This window comes from Salinicola sp. MH3R3-1, from assembly GCF_001937155.1.
Classification (GTDB): domain Bacteria; phylum Pseudomonadota; class Gammaproteobacteria; order Pseudomonadales; family Halomonadaceae; genus Salinicola; species Salinicola halophyticus.
The window spans coordinates 1-972 of sequence record NZ_MSDP01000071.1; the positions used below are offsets into that span (position 1 = coordinate 1).

1 protein-coding gene is annotated in these 972 nt (G+C 64.2%); it reads right to left on the reverse strand.

Annotated elements, in window-relative coordinates; all coding sequences use genetic code 11:
• Positions 1–972 (reverse strand): phage late control D family protein (locus BTW08_RS18335; protein WP_139313723.1); only part of this gene is annotated, 972 nt, incomplete at both ends.

Here is a 972-nt window from a genome sequence, read left to right on the forward strand (position 1 = left end):
GCATGAATGCTGACGCCGAGCAGCAGGAACTGGCGTTCTGACTCTCTGCTTCCACTGCGGCCGCCGAAGTCGTGCAGCGGGTGCTGGATAAGTTCGAACCAGCGCCCGGCCTGGAGTTGACGCGTGCCACCGGCGCCGCGAAAACGCTTGGCCAGCGATTCATGCGCCTCCAGGCGGTTCTCGGTGAGACGCTCGCCGCGCTCATAGCCGTAGTAGTAATACTCGCCGGCGTAGTCGTAGACCTCGGTGTCGGGCAGGTTGCCCTGATCGCTCAGAGTATCGAGGCCGGTGCGCTTGGTGAGTGACGGCTGCTTGTAGTCGAAGGTGCCGACGCTGACGCGGGTGGGCTGCTGGCTGCGAACGCCGCCCCACTGAGTCAGCGCATCTTCCGCCTCGGTGGCATCCTGGCGGTGGAAGCGGATCGCCTGAGGGCTGACCGGCTGGGTGGTATCGACGTCGTCGGTGAAGACGATGCGGTGGCCATCGAACTCATCGTCGTCGCCCGCAAACTCTGAATAGTAAAAGAGGCCTTCTTCCTCGCAGAGGCGACTGATGAAGTTGAAGTCGCTCTCTCGGTACTGCACGCAGTAGCTGCGCGCGGGATAGTCGCGACGCAGGTCGAAGCGGTAGCGGCCCTTGGCCAGCGCATGGCCGTCGAACACCTGGGTCAGCACCTCGACCACCGAGCGGTCCTGGAAGATCCGGCTGTCGCGGCCGAGCTTCAGCATCGCAAGCCACGGCACCAGCGTGAGCTGGTAGTAGGTGACGCCGCCGTCTTCGCCCAGCAGTGCTGCCTCGGAAACCAGGCCGTGCAGGCGGCGATAGCTGCCGTCGGCCTGCAGAATCGACAGGTTGGCCGGCTGCGCCATCAACGTCTTGAGTTCGATGTCACCCTGCTGGGAGATGCAGTCGAGGGTGTAGGTGAACGGTTCGCTCACCCGCTCTTCGCCAACCAGCCGATGCGGCAGCAAC